The sequence below is a fragment of the Amycolatopsis sp. PS_44_ISF1 genome, from assembly GCF_032335455.1.
GTDB lineage: Bacteria > Actinomycetota > Actinomycetes > Mycobacteriales > Pseudonocardiaceae > Amycolatopsis.
The window spans coordinates 2,289,867-2,305,350 of the sequence record NZ_JANUXO010000001.1 but is presented as its reverse complement, the minus strand read 5'-3'; the positions used below and the strand labels follow the sequence as shown (position 1 = coordinate 2,305,350).

Sequence of the window (15,484 nt, the reverse complement as noted above, 5' to 3'; positions counted from 1 at the left end):
TCCCTTCCACAGTGGACAGTTGAGGCAGATTCAGGCGTGCACGCGGGGCGGCGTGGTGCGGGGCGCGTCGTCCCCGCCCACCACGCGCGCCCCGGGCACCGGCCCGTGCGCGACGCGCACCGTGCGGCACACCCCGGCGCCGGACAGCTCGGCCGCCACCTCCACCGCCGTCTGCGCGTCCGCGCAGAGGAAGGCGCAGGTCGGGCCCGAGCCGGAGACGCAGCCGGCCAGCGCTCCGGCGTTCACGCCCGCGCGCAGCGTGCGCCGCAGGCCCGGCTGCAGCGAAACCGCCGCGGCCTGCAGGTCGTTGCCCAGCAGCAGCGCGAGCTGGCGCGGGTCACCGGAGGCCAGCGCCTCGACCACCGGGGTGTGCGAGCCGATGCGCGGCGGGTTGCCCTCGGCGCGCAGCCGGTCGAGCTCGCCGAACACTTTCGGCGTCGAAAGGCCCGCGTGGTCGAACGCGAGCACCCAGTGGAACGTGTGGCGCGAAAGCACCGGCACCAGCCGCTCGCCGCGGCCGGTGCCCAGCGCCGTGCCGCCGTAGAGCGCGAAAGGCACGTCGCTGCCCAGCCGGCCGGCGATCGCGGCCAGCTCGTCACGGGTGATGTCGAGCTTCCACAGCGAGGCCAGGCCCACCAGCGTCGCCGCCGCGTCCGCGCTGCCCCCCGCCATCCCGCCCGCGACCGGGATCCCCTTGCGCAGCACGATCCGCACCTTCGGGGCTTCGGCGTCGGCCCGGCCGGCGTACGCGGACAGCTCCCGCGCCGCCCGCCAGGCGAGGTTCGTGGCGTCGGTGGGCACCAAGCCCTCCCCTTCGCCGTAGACCTCGAGCCCGGGATCGTCGGTGGCCACGACGGTGACCTCATCGGTCAGCGACAGCGCCTGGAACACCGTGACCAGCTCGTGGAAGCCGTCCGCGCGCTGATCGCCGACCGCCAGGTGCAGGTTGACCTTGGCCGGGACCCGGACGGTGACTGGAGGAGGAACCACTGCGAGCACCCGCCCAGCCTACGTGGCCGGGCCGATGGGCTCCCCACCAGGAGAAAGCACGGCACCACCCGACGTTCGCGGACCGGGCCGCGCCGGGCGCGAGCACCGGGTCCGGACAGCCGTACCCGCTTTCCGGACAGCCGTCCCGAAATCCCGGACACGAAGGGAGGCCGCCCCGGCCGAACGCTCCGGGACGGCCTCGCGGACCGGTCGATCAGGCGGCGGCGACCGCCTGCGGGCCACGCACCGGGTGGGTCACGTGGGCGCCGCGGTCGGCGATCCAGGCCAGCGCGGCGTCCGCGCGCTCACCGCGGACACCGAGGCGGAAGCGGCCGATCGGGGTGTCGCCGATGCGGGTCAGACCACCGCCGATGGTGGCCAGCTCGACGTCGAAGCGGCCGGCCGCTTCGGGCAGCAGCGCGCCCACGGAGGCGAAGCCGATCAACACGACGTCGGCCGCGCGGTCGTACTTCGCGGTCTGCGCGCGGGTGGTCTCGATCGCGGGCAGCACCGCCTGCGCGGTCCAGCTCTCCGGCGAAGCGATCAGGTCGAGCACCGTGCCGCGCTCGAGGATGACGCCCTGGTCCAGCACCGCGACGTCGTCGCAGACCCGGCGCACCACGCCCGCGTCCTGCGTGGTCACCAGCACGGTCACCCCCAGCTCGGCGCGCGCCCGGTCGAGCACGGCCAGCACCGCACCGGCCTCCTCGGGGGCGACGCCCGCGGTCGGGTCGTCGGCGAGCAGCACGGCCGGACCGGCCGCCAGCGCCTTGGCGACGGCGACGCGACGACGCTGCCCGTCGGTCAGCTCGCCCGGCCGCTGGCCGGCCCGGGCGGTCAGGCCGGCCAGGTCGAGCAACGAGCCGACGCGGCTGCGGCGCTGCGGGCCGTCGACCCCGAGCTGCTCCAGCGGGGTCGCGATGTTGCCGGCCACGGTGCGCTCGGCGAGCAGCTCCGGCTTGGTCCCCACCACACCGAGCTGACGGCGGACCTCACGCAGCCGCCGTCCGTCGAGGGTGCCGGTGTTGAGCCCGTCGAGCCGCACGACCCCGCGGTCGGGGCGCTCCTGCAGCGCGATGCAGCGGGCCAGGGTCGACTTGCCGGAGCCGGCCGGGCCGACGACGCCGAACAGGGAGCCGGCCTGCACGTCGACACTCACGTCGCGCAGGGCGGACACCGGATTTCCGTTGTGGGGGAAGGATTTGGACACGTTTTCGACAGTGATCACAGGGAGGCTCCAAGCAGGGGCGCAGCACCGTTCACGGGCGCGCCGGGCGTCACCGATTGACCGTCCAAGAAGGACGGTGGTCAAGAAGAGGAGGAGAAGATCAGGCGATGACCGTGGAGCGTCGACACGCACATACCGAGCGGCGACCTTCGTCGACTACGCGCCGCTTGGTGAGCAGGAGCGGCCGGGTGACCCTCTTCATCGGAAACAGCCTCCATCGGTCCTGGCGGTAGCACCTGCCCTGCGGAGGGTGGTTGCTGCGACTTCGGCGAGCCAGGTCTCTCAGTCGCTCGGGATGGACCTACCGAGTAAAGCCGATCCCATTGGGTGAACGCAAGCGCGTTGGTGCACATCACACGAGTGGTGGCGCCCGGATCCAGTCCGGCCGGGGGGCGTGGCCGGGCGGCCGGCGATCAGGCTTGGGCCGCGAGCCGCGCGAAGGCCGTCACGTCCAGTTGCTCGCCCCGGGTCCGCGGGTCGATGCCCGCGGCCGTGAGCAGCTCACCCGCGCGGTCGGCCGAGCCGGCCCAGCCCGCCAGCGCGGCGCGCAGGGTCTTGCGGCGCTGGGAGAACGCGGCATCCACGAGGTCGAACAAGGTCGTGCGGTCGACGTCGGTCACCGGTGTCGCGGACCGCTCGAAGGAGACCAGGGCCGAATCGACGTTCGGCACCGGCCAGAACACGGTGCGGGGCACGGCGGCCACCTTGCGGGCCGGTCCGTACCAGGCCAGCTTCACGCTCGGCACGCCGTAGATGCGGCTGCCGGGGCCCGCGGCCATCCGGTCGGCCACCTCGGTCTGGACCATCACCAGCCCCCGCCGCAGCGAGGGCAGCTCGGCCAGCAGGTGCAGCACCACCGGCACCGCCACGTTGTACGGCAGGTTCGCCACCAGCGAGCCGGGCGCGGCCGGCAGATCGGCGGCCTTGACCCGCAACGCGTCGGCCTCCAGCACGGAGAGCCGGCTCACCGCTTCGGGCGCCCGCTCGGCCGCGGTCCGCGGCAGGCGGGCGGCCAATACGGGGTCGATCTCGACGGCGACCACGTCCGCGCCCGAATCCAGCAGCCCCAGCGTCAGCGAACCCAGCCCGGGCCCGACTTCGAGGACCACGTCACCCGCGCCCACCCCGGCCAGCTCGACGATGCGGCGAACCGTGTTCGGATCGTGCACGAAGTTCTGCCCGAGCTTCTTCGTCGGGCGGACGTCGAGCTCGGCCGCCATCCCGCGGATCTCGACCGGTCCCAGCAGTTCAACCACCGGGAGAGCCTACCCAGCGGGGCTCAGGCCTTGTTGCCGCAGCCCCAGGCGCCGTACCCGCCCCGGGCGTCGCGGACCTTGTTCGCGATGTCGATCTGCTGCTCGCGGGTGGCCAGGTTGGCGGTCGGCGCGTACTGCTGGCCGCCGTAGGCGTTCCAGGTCTGCTTGTCGAACTGGAGGCCGCCGTAGTAGCCGTTGCCGGTGTTGATCGACCAGTTGCCGCTCGACTCGCACTGCGCGATGCGGTCCCAGGCCGAGGTGTCGCCGATGGCCGGGGCCGGCGGCTTCTTGCTGCCGACCTTGATGATCTTCGGCTTGGCCTCCTGCAGGACCTTCTCCGAGACCTGCTCGCGCGAAACCTCTTCGCCGTTCTTCTTGGTGACCTTGTAGGTGACCATCTTCGAACCCGGGGTGCCCGGGTCATCGACCGACTGCTGGCCCTTGAGCTGCGTCGGGTCGTCGACCTTCTGCACGTCGGGGTCGATGGTCTCCTGCTGGTTGACCATCGAGACGCCCATGCGGCTGACGTGGACCTCGGCCCCGTCCTTGAGCGAAACGTCCAGACCACCGTCGACCGCGTCGTCCGGGCCGAGGTTCAGCTTGAGGTCGGAGACGAACTCCTTGGTGCTCACCGCGGTGGTGGTGACCGGCTTCGGCGCGTTCGTGCCGTCGTAGAGCGTGATGTGCTTGAGGGTCTTGACCTGCACGGTCGAGCCTTCGAGCGAAAGCTGGCCGCTGGAGGGCATGGAGGTCCAGGCCCCCTTGGCGACCAGGTCGGCCAGGCCCAGCTGGTTCATCGCGTCGCCCAGGCTGCTCGCGCGGACCCAGGAGGAGCGCGAGACGCCGTCGACGACCAGGTTCAGCTGGCGGCCGCGCTCGAGCTTGATGACGCCGCCGTCGCCGACCTCGGCCTGCGGGGAGGGCGAGAGCGAGTCGTGCGCGCCGACCGAGAGCCCGGCGTCCTCCAGGACCTCGCCCACGGTGTCGCCGTAGCTGTGCACGGTGCGCTGCTGGCCGTCCACGTCGACCGTGACGCTCTTGTTCATCGCCAGCGCCGCGGCCCCGCCGCCGCCGACGGAGATCAGCACGGCCAGCACGGCGCCCTTGAGGAACCGGCGCTTCCAGGTGCGGGTGGCCTCGATCAGGCCGTCCTCGACGGCGACCTTCTGGGTCTGCGGCGTCGCGGTGCGGTCTTCGGCCACCTCGTCCGGCAGGACGAGCGGCGGGAGCATGGTGGTCTCGGCGTTGATCAGCCGGATCAGCTCGTCCACGTCGACGTCGATCTCGGCCATCAGCAGGTCGGCGTCGGGGCCGAGGGCGGCCAGCACGTCCTGCTCGGTGACGTGCAGCTCGTCGGAGAAGTCCAGGTGCCCGTAGGCGGTGTCCTCGAGCTCGCGGTCGAGCACGGCCACGGGGGCGGAAGCGAAGAAGGTGTCCTCGGTGCCACGGCGCGAGACGCCCGGCCTACTACCAGTCACTTGGGTCGTTCCCTTTCCCGGGCCGGGCGTGTCTCCACTCCCGGCCTTCGTCGCGACACGCCAGACGACGCGCCTCTCAAGTCCGACACCCCCAGTCAGCGCCATCGTCACGGGTCCGGACCGTACCGGCCGCGGTCCCGCTTCCCCGACGTGCACTGACGTGACTGTGGGCGTATCGGCCGGCTCCGCTTCCGCGGTGCCGACCGGCACGATCACGGGACAGTAACGGAGGTGAGCGGGTTGCGCAAACACCCCCCGGAGTGTCGTGACCTGTGTCACTCATCAGGTGGACGAATCGGGAGACCCGAATGTCGCAATGCGTGGAACCGGTTGTCACGCTGGGAGATCACGCGCCATCGGCCGGGAGCCGGAACAGCCGCTCGGCCGTGGTCCGGACCGCTTCGGCGACCTCGTGGACGCCTTCGCCCCTCAGCGTGGCGAGGTGGCGGACGGTGTACGCGGCGCAGTACGGCTCGTTCGGCCGCCCGCGGAAGGGATGGGGGGTCAGGAACGGCGCGTCCGTCTCGGCCAGGTACTGACCCGCCGGGCAGATCCGCGCCGCCTCGTGGAGGCCGCGGGCGTTCTTGAACGTGACGGTGCCGGCGAACGACAGCACGTAGCCGGCGTCGAGGCAACGGCGCGCGATGGCCTCGTCGCCGGAGAAGCAGTGGAAGACGACGTCGTCCGGCGCACCCTCTTCGTCCAGGATGCGCAGCACGTCCTCGTGCGCCTCGCGGTCGTGGATCATCAGCGGTTTGCCGATGCGCTTGGCCAGGTCGATGTGCCAGCGGAACGCGTCCTGCTGGGCGTCGTGCGGCGAGTAGTCCCAGTAGTAGTCGAGGCCGGTCTCCCCCACCGCGACCACCCGCCCGGCCGCGGCCAGACGCTCCACTTCGGACCGTTCGGCCGCGCCGAAGTCCTTGGTGCGCGTGGGATGCACGGCGACGGCGGCGAACACCCGGGCGTCCCAACCGGCCGCGTCCACGACCCACCGGGCCGAGGCGAGGTCGTCGGCGACCGTGACCACCCGGGCCACCCCGGCCCGTTCGGCGCGGTCGACCATGGCCGTGACGTCGGCCGGGGTGGCGGCCCCGCAGGCGTCGAGGTGGGTGTGGGCGTCCACGACCGAGGCGGGCAGGCGGTCCGGGATCGGCGGCAGTTCTCGCTTCTGGTCACCCATGCCGCGAAAGATACCCGGGGGTGTCCGGGCCGATCCGGACCGGACACCACCGGGGCATCACCTGACGATCGGGGCCCACTCCGGGCCGGTCTCGCCGAGCTCGGGGTCGAGCTTGGTGAACAGCGGCGTCGGCTTCTGCAGCGGACGGCCGACCTCGATCGGCTTCGACTCCCACCGGGCCTGCTCACCCGCGTAGTCACCGGTCAGGATCGGGTTGACCCGGCCCGGGAGGTCGAGGTCCTCGACCTCCCGCAGCTCCGGCTGCGCGGCCCAGACGCCGGTGCCGCCGAGCGCTTCGTGCACCTTCTGCGCCGAATGCGGCAGGAACGGCGTCAGCAGCGTGTTCGCGTCACTGACCACCTGCAACGCCGTGTGGAGAACGCTGTCGCGCCGCGCCGGATCGTCCTTGAGCTTCCACGGCTCCTGGTCCGACAGGTACCGGTTGGCCGCGGTGACCACGCGCATCGCCTCCGAGGAGGCCGCCTTGAAGCGGGACCGCGCGAGGTGCGCCCCGGCGGTCTCGAACGCCTTGCGCGACAACGCCTTCAGCTCCTCGTCGGCGGCCGTCGGCGCGTCCGGGCGCGGGATGGCGCCCACGTTCTTGTGCGCCATCGAGATCGACCGGTTGACCAGGTTGCCCCATTCGTTGGCCAGCTCGAAGTTGGTCCGGCGGACGAACTCGTCCCAGGTGAAGTCGGTGTCCTGGGTCTCCGGGCCGGCCGCCGAGATGAAGTAGCGCAGCGCGTCCGGGCCGTATTCGCGCAGGAAGTCGTGCACGTAGATGACCGTGCCGCGCGAGGTGGAGAACTTCGAACCGCTCATGGTGAGGAACTCGCTGGACACGATCTCGTCCGGCAGCCGCAGCCGGCCGTACTTCCCGGGCTCGCCGCCTCGATCGCCCTCGCCGTTGTGGCCGAGCAGCAGCGCGGGCCAGATCTGGGCGTGGAAGGTGATGTTGTCCTTGCCCATGAAGTAGTACGCGCGGGCGTCCGGGTTGGTCCACCACTGCTGCCACGCCTCGGGGTCGCCCGAGCGCCGGGCCCACTCGACGCTGGCGGAGAAGTAGCCGATCACCGCGTCGAACCAGACGTAGAACCGCTTCATCGGCTGGTCGCTCCAGCCGTCGAGGGGGATCTTCACGCCCCAGTCGAGGTCCCGCGTGATCGGGCGGGGCCGCATGTCGTCGATCAGGTTGCGGGTGAAGTTGAGGACGTTCGGGCGCCACTCGGTCTTGGTCGCCAGCCAGTCGCCGAGGACCCGGGTGAACGCGGGCAGGTCGAGGAAGTAGTGCTCGGTCTCGACGAACTTCGGCGTCTCGCCGTTGATCCGCGACTTCGGGTTGATCAGCTCCGCGGCGTCGAGCTGGTTGCCGCAGTTGTCGCACTGGTCGCCGCGCGCGCCGTCGTACCCGCAGATCGGGCAGGTGCCCTCGACGTAGCGGTCCGGCAGCGTCCGGCCGGTGGACGGGCTGATCGCGCCGCGCGTGGTCTTCGGCACCACGTAGCCGTTGCGGTCGAGCGCCAGGAAGATCTGCTGGGTCACCTCGGCGTGGTTGCCGGTCGAGGTGCGGGTGAACAGGTCGTAGGACAGGCCGAGGCCGCGCAGGTCCTCGTCGATCTGGCGGGTGTACTTGTCCGCGGTCTGCTGGGGGGTCATCCCCTCCTTGTCGGCCTGGACGGTGATCGGGGTGCCGTGCTCGTCGGTCCCGGACACCATGAGCACCCGGTTGCCGGCCATTCGCTGGTAGCGGGAGAAGACGTCGGACGGGACGCCGAATCCGGACACGTGGCCGATGTGGCGGGGACCGTTGGCGTAGGGCCAGGCCACCGCGGTCAACACAGGGGTGCTCATACCGGTTTAGCCTACGGATGCGGTCCACGGCGTTCCGTGGCCGGTCGGTGTGCGGGGGCCGGCGCCGCGGCCGCTCGCGCGGGGGTCACGGACCGCGTGGCGGCGGCCGGCGGGGTTCCCCTGGGGGACCCGCACCGTCCGGCGGGAAAACGCCTGATCAAAGGCGGGACACGCCGGGCGCGAGGTCACCCTGCGTACCGGCCGGGGACGTAGGGTGGCCTTTCACCCGTCGTGGGGCTGCTAGGGGCGCAGAGTGACCGAACCGGAGACCGAGCGAGGGCTCACCCTCACCCATCGAGAGCAGGTGCTCGACTGGACGGCGGTCCGCGAGGCCGAGGTCCGGTTCGCCTCGGTGACCGTGAGCGAGAACGTGAACTGGAGCGACCCGGGCGCCGAGCGCACCCTGGCCGGGGCCCAGCACGTCGGCCTGCACACCGGCGCGCGGCACTACGCGCGGCCCGGCGCCGTGCACGACCAGGCCGAGCACTTCGTCCGCACGGCCAGCCGGCTCGGCGCCTTCGCCCCCGGTTCGCTGGCGCCCGCGCTGGAGGTGGACGCGCAGAACGTCGACGACCGGTTCGTCAAGGCGTGGATCAAGCACGTGCGGCACGCGGCGCGGATCGAGCGGGTGCTCGTCTACGCCGATCACGACTGCTGGGCGCACCGGCTGCACCCGGACCGCTGGGCCGATCCCGAGGTGGTGCTCTGGCTGGTGCGGCACAACGGCATCGCGGGCCGGGCCGGCTGGTTCCACTCGCGACTGGGACTGCACCAGTACGCGAGCGCCGCGGACGTGCCGGGGATCAGCGGGCCGGTCGCGCAGGACGCGGTGGTGTACCCGTTCAAGCTGTCCGACGTGCTGCTCTGATCCCGTTCGGCCGGGCCCCGGTCGTCCACTGTGGAACGAGCGCCGCGGCCGGCGCGGGCGGTCGAGGCGGCGGGACCCGGCTCGTGAGTCAGCGCGTGGGGTCGAGCAGGAGCTTGCCGACGGTGCCGCGCGAGCGGAGGGCCTCGTGTGCGGCGCGTGCCTCGGCCAGCGGGTACTCGCCGCCGGGGATCGCCCGGATGACGCCGCGGGCGGCCAGGTCGAACAGCTCGGTCAGCGTGGTGCCGTAGACGTTGCCGGGCAGGCGGAAGACGTGCGAGAGCCACATGCCGGAGACCGTGGTGCTGTGGCCCATCAGGTTGCGCAGCCGGACCGGCTTGGGCTCCTCCCGCCCGGCCATGCCGTAGAAGCCGAGCCGGCCGAACGGGGCCAGCGCCGCGATGCTCTGGTCGGTGGTGGTGCCGCCGACCATGTCGAGCACGATGTCGACCCGCCGGCCGCCGTTGGCCTCGATCAGGGTCTCGGTCAGGTTCTCCGCGCGCGAGTCGACGGCGACGTCGGCGCCGAGTTCGAGGGCCAGCGCGCGCTTCTCCTCGGTGCTGGCGGTCGCGATCACGCGGCCCGCGCCCCAGGCCTTGGCCAGTTGCACGGCGATCGTGCCCACCCCGCCGGCCGCGGCGTGCACCACCACGGACTCGCCGTCCGCCAGGTGGGTGTTCCTGCGCAGCAGGATCGCCGCGGTGGCCCCCTGGACCAGCATGGACAGCGCGGTGAGGTCGTCGATCGCGTCGGGCAGGGGGAAGACCGTGGCCTCGGCGGTCACCGCCCGCTCCGCGTAGCCGCCCAGCTCGCCCAGCAGCGCCACGACCCGGCGCCCGTCCGGCGTGCGCCCGGCCACCTCGCCCCCGGGCACGAGCGGCAGCCGGCTGGGCGCGAGGTAGGAGTTCTCCGCCTGGTGCGTGTCGGCGTAGTTCAGCCCGATCCGTTCGACCTCGATCAGCACCTGCCCGGGCCCGGCCACCGGATCCGGCAGCTCGACCGGCTTGAGCACCTCGGGGCCACCGAACTCGGTCACCTGAACTGCACGCATCTTCGTCTCCTCCTCGGGCCGACTGATGAGACACTTTCTCAGATGTCTCATCGGTGCGACAGTACGTGATAACGTCTCACCCCATCGACACGCCACTCACCCGATCCCTTGCCTCGCCGCGGCCCGACGCCGTGGCGGCGTTCGAACTGGCGCGGGCCTGGTTCCTCGCGGGTCGCCGGGTGGACCTGCGGGAACTGGCCACGGCGCTGGGGGTGAGCCGCGCGACGGTGCACCGCTGGGTGGGCCGCCGCGATCAACTGCTGGCCGAGATCCTCTGGGCGGAAACGGCTTCGGTGCTGGACCGCGTCACCTCCACCGGCCGGGGCGCGGCGGGCATCGCGGACACGATCGGCGCGTTCGTGCGCACGGTGAACGCCTCCGGCGCGTTCCGCTCGTTCCTGCGGCGCGAACCGGAGCGGGCCCTGCGCCTGCTGACCACCCAGGCGAGCCTGGTGCAGTCACGCACCATCGCGCGGCTGGCCGACCTGCTGGCGGCGGAACGGCTCAGCACCCCGCTGCCGGTCGCGGACCTGGCCTACCTGCTGGTCCGCATCGGCGAGTCGTTCATCTACACCGACATGATCACCGGCGAGGAGCCGGACGCGTCGAAGGCCCACGCCGCGGTGACGGCACTGCTGTCGGCGAACCCGCCTCACCCGCGCGAGACGAGCACCGCGTCGTAGAGCTCCTTTTTGGACACTCCCGCCGCCTCGGCCACCTCGGCCGCCGCGGACTTCAGGCGTTCGCCCGCGGAGACGCGGGCGGAGACTTCACCGACGAGGTCCGCGACGCTCACCGCGCGGGGCGGCGCGCCCTCCAGCACCACGGTGATCTCACCGCGCACGCCGTCGGCCGCCCACTCCGCCAGTGAAGCCAGCGTGCCCCGCTTCACCTCTTCGTAGGTCTTGGTCAGCTCGCGGCACACGGCGGCCCGGCGAGTGCCACCGAGTGCCGCGGCGGCGTCGGCCAGCGTCGAGGCCACTCGGTGGGGCGATTCGAAGAACACCGCGGTGCGCGGCTCCGAAGCCAGCGAAGCGAGCCACTTCCCGCGTTCGCCCGGTTTGCGCGGGGCGAAGCCCTCGAAGCAGAACCGGTCGCACGGCAGCCCCGAAAGCGCCAGCGCCGTCGTCACCGCCGAAGGGCCGGGCAGGCAGGTGACCGGCAGGTCTTCGGCGACGCAGGCGGCCACCAGCCGGAAGCCCGGATCGGACACGCTGGGCATTCCGGCATCGGTCACCAGGAGCACCGTTTCGCCGGCCCGCAGGGATTCCAGCAGCCTCGGCAGGCGCGCGGTCTCGACGTCCTCGTAGAAGCTCACCACCCGGCCCGAGGGCGTCACGCCCAGCGCCGAGGTCAGCGTCCGCAGCCGGCGCGTGTCCTCGGCCGCGATGACCTCCGCGGTGGCCAGCGCCGTGACCAGGCGCGGGGACGCGTCACCGGGGTCGCCCAGCGGGGTCGCGGCGAGGACGAGCCGTCCGGGCGAAGGGGTCATGCGGTCCACCCTAACGACATCAGCACCACGCCGATCACGGCCGAGCCACTAGTATCAGGCCCCGTGACCGCACTGCTGACCCGTCCCGACGACGAGAGCGTGCGGCCGGACCCGGTCGACGCGCTCCGGCCGCCGACCGACCGCGAAGCCACCCTGCTCGGCCGCGGACTGCCGCAGGACCGGCTGCGCGGCTGGCTCGTCACGATCGTGCTGACGCTGATCGGCGGGTACGTCCGGCTGCAGAACCTGGGCGTCCCGACCGACCACGGCACCCCGGTCTTCGACGAAAAGCACTACGTGCCCCAGGCCGCGCAGATGCTGCGCAACGGTGGTTACGAGGACAACGCCGGCTACGAGCTGATCGTGCACCCGCCGCTGGCCAAGGACCTGATCGCGATCGGCGAATGGCTGTTCGGCTACAACGGCTGGGGCTGGCGGGTGATGCCCGCGCTGGCCGGCACGCTGATCGTGCTGCTCACCATCCGCATCGCGCGGCGGCTGACCCGCTCCACGCTGCTCGGCGGCATCGCCGGGGTGCTGGTGATCAGCGACGGCGTGCTGCACCTGCAGTCGCGCATGGGCATGCTGGACATCTTCATCGCGCTGTTCTCCCTCGCCGCGTTCGCCTGCCTGCTCTGCGACCGCGACCAGGTGCGGCAACGGCTCGCCCTGGCCGTGCGCGAGGGCTGGGTGACCGAATCGCCGTGGGGTCCGAAGCTCGGCTTCCGCTGGTGGCGCTTCGCCACCGGGCTGATGATCGGCCTGACCTTCGGCGTCAAGTGGTCCGCGCTGTACTACATCGCCGCGTTCGGCCTGCTGACCGTGTTCTTCGACGTCGCGGCGCGGCGCGCGGCCGGGGTCGAGCGGCCGTGGGCCGGCACCATCCGGCGTGACGTGGCCCCGGCGCTGTGGGCCATCCTGGCCGTCCCGGTGCTGATGTACCTGGCCGCGTTCTGGGCCTGGTTCGCCAGCGAGACGGCCACCGACCGGCACTACACCGAGATCAAGGACATCGCGCCCGGCCTGTTCGCCTGGGTGCCGCCGGCGCTGCGCTCGCTCGGTGACTACATGACCAACGTCCTGCACTTCCACGAGACCCTGCTGACCCCCAAGGACAACCCGCACCCGTGGGAGTCCAAGCCGTGGACCTGGCCGATGGGCCTGCGCCCGATGCTCTACTACTACGACGGCAGCGTCACCGGCTGCGGCGAGTCCCGCTGCGTCGGCGCCACGATGCTGATCGGCACCCCGGCGATGTGGTGGGTCTCGCTGCCGATGCTCGGCTGGGGCCTGTGGCGCTGGTTCTTCCGCGCCGACTGGCGGTACGCCGCCGTGCTGGTCGGCTACTTCGCCGGGCTGCTGCCCTGGTTCACCAACATCGACCGCCAGATGTACTTCTTCTACGCGACGCCGATGGCGCCGTTCCTGGTGCTCGGGCTGGTGCTCGTGCTGGGGCAGATCCTCGGCAGCGCCAAGCTCGGGTTCGAACGCCGGGGCACCGGACTGCTCGTCGTCGCGCTCTACACCGGGCTGGTGGTGGCCAACTTCGTCTGGCTGTGGCCGATCCTGAACGGCGTGCCGATCACCGACGCTCAGTGGCAGTCCGAAATGTGGCTGCCCTCCTGGCGCTGACCGAATCGGCTCAGCTCGCGAAGTAGGCCCCCGGCGTGACCCCGACCGACCGCCGAAACGCGGCTACGAACGCGCTCGCCGTCGAGTAGCCCACCTGGCGCGCGACAGCCTCCATCGGCTGCCCCGCGGCTAGCAGCGGCAGCGACGCGCGCAGCCGCACCTGCGTGCGCCAGGTGCCGAAGGTCATCCCGCAGTCGTGGGTGAACGCGCGCGCCAGCGTCCGTTCACCGGCCCCGACCGCGCGGCCCAGCTCGGCCAGCCCCCGCCGGTCCGCGGGGTCGGCGAGCACCGCGGCCTGGACGTCACGGGCGCGCGGATCGAGCGGGGAAGGCACCACGATCGGCGCGAGGTCGAGGGGTTGCAGCAGGTCGAAGGCCACGGCCTCGGCCCGGCGGCGCGGGCCGTCCGCCAGTTGCCCGCCCGTGAGGTGGTCCAGCAACGCCCGCAGCAACGGCCCCACGGCGACGATCCGCGGCTCGGGCCAGCTCACCGGGCATCGCTGCGGCGCGGCGTAGATCCCGCGCAGCACCGCGTTGCCGACCGCGCCGGTGCGGTGCCACACCCCGGCCGGCACCCACAGCGCGCGAGTGGTCGGCAGCACCCAGTGCGCGTCGCCCGCGGTCACCGCGACGACCCCGCGCGCCGACCACACGAGCTGGTGCACGGGGTGCTCGTGCCCGGGGAACCAGGCTCCGGCGGGCAGTTCGAGATCGGCCAGCAGCATGGCGCCCGGCTGACCGTCCGGCGACACGGTTTGTCAGCCTATCGCCTTACGGTCACGAGCGGAGCCTCCTAGCGTGGCGGCCATGCCGATGAACCTGGTCCACCGCAAGCTGTGCAGCTCGCAGAAATGGGCCGCGATGATCGCCCGGGTGCTGCCGGCCTGGCTCGCGCGCCACGATCTCGGCGACGACGTCCTCGAGATCGGCCCCGGCTTCGGCGCGACCACCAGCGTGCTGCTCGACGTGGTGCCCGAGCTGACCGTGCTGGAGATCGACCACGCTTCCACCGAACTGCTGCGCGCCAAGTTCGGCGACCGGGCCCGGGTGGCGGAGGGCAGCGGTGCGCAGATGCCGTTCGACACCGGGCGCTTCTCGGCCGTCGTCTGCTTCACGATGCTGCATCACGTGCCGACGAACGCCCTGCAGGACGCCATCTTCGGCGAGGCCGCCCGCGTCCTGCGCCCGGGCGGCACCTACTGCGGCACGGACAGCCAGCTCAGCTTCCGCTTCCGCCTGCTGCACCTGGGCGACACGATGAACGTGGTCGATCCGGCCACGCTGCCGCAACGGCTGCGCACGGCGGGGTTCGAGCAGGTGCAGGTGCGGCACCAGCCGAAGGAGCGGGTCGAGTTCTCGGCGGTCAAACCGGCTCAGCCCGCGGACCGGACGGGGTGAGGCCGCCGGAGCAGGTAACAGGGTCCCTCCATCCGTGGGGGCCTGCTTGGTCACGCCGTTCCGAATCGCGCCCGGTGGGCGAGTTCCGCGGCGTCCGGGGGCGTGGTCGGGTAGATGTCGGCTTCGAAGAACCGGGCGAACGGCAAGGTCGCCAGGGTCGCCTCGACCTGCGGCACATCGGCGGCGATGACCTCGACGAACGTGGCCCGCCGGGCGGGCGAGACGTAGTGGGCGCCGATCCGGCCTTCGGCGCGCAGCCGTTCCAGTTGTTTCTCTTCTTCGCCGCGGAGTGCGGCGAACTCCGCTAGGTCGGCGTCTTCGCGCAGCACGGCGGCCACCATGAACGTCTGCACCGCGGCTGAATCGGAAATCGGGGCCATGGCCGGTACCTCCACCCGTTGATGTCATCTGATGACATGACCCTAGCACGGCGATGTCACCAGATGACATCGCGGCCGGAGTCCGGCGCCGGGAGCACTCCGTACCCTGGGCGGCATGGGACGATGGGAGCCGGGGGCCGGCGGCCGGCTGCGTGAAGCCGCACTGGCCCTGTACCTCGAACGTGGTTTCGAGCAGACCATGGTGGCCGACATCGCCGAACGGGCCGGAGTGACCGCCCGCACCTTCTTCCGCTATTTCGCCGACAAGCGCGAAGTCCTGTTCGACGCCGCGGCCGAGCTGGAGGAGAAAGCGCTGGCCGCGCTGGAAGCGGCGCCCGCCACGGCGTCGCCGCTCGAAGTGGTCGCGATTGCGCTCGAAGCGGCGGCCGAGGTCATCGGGCACGACCGCGAACTCGTCCGGCAGCGGCACACGGTGATCACGGCGAACGCCGAACTGCGGGAACGAGAGCTGAGCAAGCTCGCGCACCTGTCGTCCGCGCTCGCCGACGGGCTTCGCCGCCGCGGCGTCGACGAGCCCGGCGCCAGCCTGGCCACGGAGACCGGCGCCGCGGTGTACCGAGTCGCGTTCCAGCGTTGGGTCGAGGCCGCCGAAGACCTGGACCTGCGCGAAGTCACCCGCCAGGCCTTCGCCCAGCTTCGAACCCTGACCTGAACCGGCCGGGG

At 72.0% G+C, this 15,484-nt stretch carries 15 protein-coding genes and 1 riboswitch; of the genes, 5 read left to right on the top strand and 10 right to left on the bottom strand.

Annotated elements, in window-relative coordinates; genetic code table 11:
- Positions 1-30: 30 nt before the first annotated feature.
- From NYF13_RS10550 to metG, 6 genes are all read right to left on the bottom strand, one after another.
- Positions 31-999, bottom strand: coding sequence for a 4-(cytidine 5'-diphospho)-2-C-methyl-D-erythritol kinase (locus NYF13_RS10550; protein ID WP_315655979.1), 969 nt, complete (start codon positions 997-999; stop codon positions 31-33).
- Between the two features lie 205 nt (positions 1,000-1,204).
- Positions 1,205-2,218, bottom strand: a complete 1,014-nt coding sequence (locus NYF13_RS10545) for an ATP-binding cassette domain-containing protein (RefSeq protein ID WP_315655976.1) — start codon at positions 2,216-2,218, stop codon at positions 1,205-1,207.
- Positions 2,219-2,413: 195 nt separating this feature from the next.
- A riboswitch (SAM riboswitch) is annotated at positions 2,414-2,520 on the bottom strand.
- A 111-nt stretch (positions 2,521-2,631) separates the two neighbouring features.
- The gene (gene rsmA / locus NYF13_RS10540; RefSeq protein WP_315655974.1) at positions 2,632-3,474 is read right to left on the bottom strand and encodes a 16S rRNA (adenine(1518)-N(6)/adenine(1519)-N(6))-dimethyltransferase RsmA; all 843 of its coding nucleotides are present in this window, start codon (positions 3,472-3,474) and stop codon (positions 2,632-2,634) included.
- Between the two features lie 23 nt (positions 3,475-3,497).
- On the bottom strand, positions 3,498-4,880 hold the full coding sequence (locus NYF13_RS10535) for a transglycosylase family protein (RefSeq protein ID WP_315657300.1): 1,383 nt from the start codon (positions 4,878-4,880) through the stop codon (positions 3,498-3,500).
- 418 nt (positions 4,881-5,298) lie between these two features.
- On the bottom strand, positions 5,299-6,132 hold the full coding sequence (locus tag NYF13_RS10530; protein ID WP_315655972.1) for a TatD family hydrolase: 834 nt from the start codon (positions 6,130-6,132) through the stop codon (positions 5,299-5,301).
- 57 nt (positions 6,133-6,189) lie between these two features.
- A complete protein-coding gene (gene metG, locus NYF13_RS10525) occupies positions 6,190-7,983 on the bottom strand; it encodes a methionine--tRNA ligase (protein ID WP_315655971.1) in 1,794 nt (597 codons plus the stop codon).
- A 253-nt stretch (positions 7,984-8,236) separates the two neighbouring features.
- Here metG and NYF13_RS10520 point away from each other — a divergent pair, with 253 nt between their 5' ends.
- Positions 8,237-8,851 (top strand): GH25 family lysozyme, encoded by a 615-nt coding sequence (locus NYF13_RS10520; RefSeq protein ID WP_315655969.1) that lies wholly within the window; start codon positions 8,237-8,239, stop codon positions 8,849-8,851.
- A gap of 88 nt (positions 8,852-8,939) precedes the next feature.
- Here the strand turns inward: NYF13_RS10520 and NYF13_RS10515 are convergent, their stop codons facing one another.
- On the bottom strand, positions 8,940-9,899 hold the full coding sequence (locus tag NYF13_RS10515) for an NADPH:quinone oxidoreductase family protein (protein WP_315655966.1): 960 nt from the start codon (positions 9,897-9,899) through the stop codon (positions 8,940-8,942).
- 131 nt (positions 9,900-10,030) lie between these two features.
- Here NYF13_RS10515 and NYF13_RS10510 point away from each other — a divergent pair, with 131 nt between their 5' ends.
- Positions 10,031-10,582, top strand: coding sequence for a QsdR family transcriptional regulator (locus tag NYF13_RS10510; protein WP_315655964.1), 552 nt, complete (start codon positions 10,031-10,033; stop codon positions 10,580-10,582).
- On the opposite strand, the gene rsmI is transcribed toward NYF13_RS10510, so the two are convergent.
- Positions 10,552-11,391 carry a 16S rRNA (cytidine(1402)-2'-O)-methyltransferase gene (gene rsmI / locus NYF13_RS10505; RefSeq protein WP_315655961.1) on the bottom strand — a complete coding sequence of 280 codons (840 nt, stop codon included), beginning with the start codon at positions 11,389-11,391 and terminating at the stop codon, positions 10,552-10,554. The two genes, NYF13_RS10510 and rsmI, sit on opposite strands and share 31 nt — an antisense overlap.
- A 63-nt stretch (positions 11,392-11,454) precedes the next feature.
- Here rsmI and NYF13_RS10500 point away from each other — a divergent pair, with 63 nt between their 5' ends.
- On the top strand, positions 11,455-13,023 hold the full coding sequence (locus tag NYF13_RS10500; RefSeq protein ID WP_315655959.1) for a phospholipid carrier-dependent glycosyltransferase: 1,569 nt from the start codon (positions 11,455-11,457) through the stop codon (positions 13,021-13,023).
- Between the two features lie 10 nt (positions 13,024-13,033).
- Here the strand turns inward: NYF13_RS10500 and NYF13_RS10495 are convergent, their stop codons facing one another.
- Positions 13,034-13,747 carry a helix-turn-helix transcriptional regulator gene (locus NYF13_RS10495; protein WP_315657299.1) on the bottom strand — a complete coding sequence of 238 codons (714 nt, stop codon included), beginning with the start codon at positions 13,745-13,747 and terminating at the stop codon, positions 13,034-13,036.
- 82 nt (positions 13,748-13,829) lie between these two features.
- Here NYF13_RS10495 and NYF13_RS10490 point away from each other — a divergent pair, with 82 nt between their 5' ends.
- Positions 13,830-14,420: a class I SAM-dependent methyltransferase gene (locus tag NYF13_RS10490; protein WP_315655957.1), complete on the top strand. Its 591-nt coding sequence runs from the start codon at positions 13,830-13,832 to the stop codon at positions 14,418-14,420.
- 50 nt (positions 14,421-14,470) lie between these two features.
- On the opposite strand, the gene NYF13_RS10485 is transcribed toward NYF13_RS10490, so the two are convergent.
- On the bottom strand, positions 14,471-14,800 hold the full coding sequence (locus tag NYF13_RS10485; protein ID WP_315655955.1) for a muconolactone Delta-isomerase family protein: 330 nt from the start codon (positions 14,798-14,800) through the stop codon (positions 14,471-14,473).
- Between the two features lie 115 nt (positions 14,801-14,915).
- Between NYF13_RS10485 and NYF13_RS10480 the strand changes: the two genes are divergently transcribed.
- The gene (locus NYF13_RS10480; RefSeq protein ID WP_315655953.1) at positions 14,916-15,473 is read left to right on the top strand and encodes a TetR family transcriptional regulator; all 558 of its coding nucleotides are present in this window, start codon (positions 14,916-14,918) and stop codon (positions 15,471-15,473) included.
- Positions 15,474-15,484 lie beyond the last annotated feature (11 nt).